This is a genomic window from Pseudomonas sp. TNT3 (genome assembly GCF_010095445.2).
GTDB lineage: Bacteria > Pseudomonadota > Gammaproteobacteria > Pseudomonadales > Pseudomonadaceae > Aquipseudomonas.
This window is the reverse complement of record NZ_WFGV02000130.1, coordinates 1-1,473: the sequence shown is the minus strand read 5'-3', so window position 1 is coordinate 1,473 and position 1,473 is coordinate 1. Positions and strand designations below refer to the sequence as shown.

Here is a 1,473-nt window from a genome sequence, read left to right as displayed (position 1 = left end):
CCGTGACGTTGAAATCCGTGCCGCCCGCGGTAACACGCTGACCGCCAAAAGCTGGCTGACTGAAGCGCCGCTGCGCATGTTGATGAACAACCTCGACCCGGAAGTCGCCGAGAACCCTAAAGAACTGGTGGTTTACGGTGGTATCGGTCGTGCGGCACGTAACTGGGAGTGCTACGACAAGATCGTCGAAAGCCTGACCAATCTGAACGACGACGAGACCCTGCTGGTGCAATCCGGCAAGCCGGTCGGCGTGTTCAAGACCCACACCAATGCCCCGCGCGTACTGATTGCCAACTCCAACCTGGTGCCGCACTGGGCGAGCTGGGAACACTTCAACGAACTCGACGCCAAAGGCCTGGCCATGTACGGCCAGATGACCGCAGGCAGCTGGATCTACATCGGCAGCCAGGGCATCGTCCAGGGCACCTACGAAACCTTCGTCGAAGCCGGTCGCCAGCATTACAACGATGACCTCAAAGGTCGCTGGGTCCTGACCGCAGGCCTCGGGGGCATGGGCGGTGCTCAGCCACTGGCCGCGACCCTGGCCGGTGCTTGCTCGCTGAACATTGAATGCCAGCAGGTCAGCATCGATTTCCGCCTCAACAGCCGCTACGTCGACGAGCAAGCCAAAGACCTCGACGACGCACTGGAGCGCATCGACAAATACACCAAGGAAGGCAAGGCGATCTCTATCGCGCTGCTGGGTAACGCCGCTGAAATCCTGCCGGAACTGGTCAAGCGTGGCGTGCGTCCGGACATGGTCACCGACCAGACCAGCGCCCACGACCCACTCAACGGCTACCTGCCCGCCGGCTGGACCTGGGACGAATACCGCGCCCGCGCGAAGACCGAGCCGGCTGCCGTGGTGAAAGCCGCCAAGCAATCGATGGCCGTGCACGTTAAAGCGATGCTCGAATTCCAGAAAATGGGCATTCCAACCTTCGACTACGGCAACAACATCCGTCAGATGGCGCAGGAAGAAGGCGTGGAAAACGCGTTCGACTTCCCGGGTTTCGTACCGGCCTACATCCGCCCGTTGTTCTGCCGTGGCATCGGCCCGTTCCGTTGGGCGGCACTGTCGGGCGATTCGCAAGACATCTACAAAACCGACGCCAAGGTCAAAGAACTGATCCCGGACGACGCGCACCTGCACAACTGGCTGGACATGGCCCGCGAGCGCATCAGCTTCCAGGGTCTGCCGGCGCGTATCTGCTGGGTCGGCCTGGGCCTGCGCGCCAAGCTGGGTCTGGCGTTCAACGAAATGGTGCGCAGCGGTGAGTTGTCCGCGCCCATCGTCATCGGCCGTGACCACCTGGACTCCGGTTCCGTGGCCAGCCCGAACCGTGAAACCGAATCGATGCAGGACGGTTCCGACGCCGTGTCCGACTGGCCACTGCTCAACGCCCTGCTGAACACCGCAAGCGGCGCGACCTGGGTGTCGCTGCACCACGGCGGCGGCGTCGGCATGGGCTT

1 protein-coding gene is annotated in these 1,473 nt (G+C 62.7%); it reads left to right on the top strand.

The window, feature by feature from the left end:
* Positions 1–1,473 (top strand): urocanate hydratase (hutU, locus tag GBC55_RS29700; protein WP_247267084.1); only part of this gene is annotated, 1,473 nt, incomplete at both ends.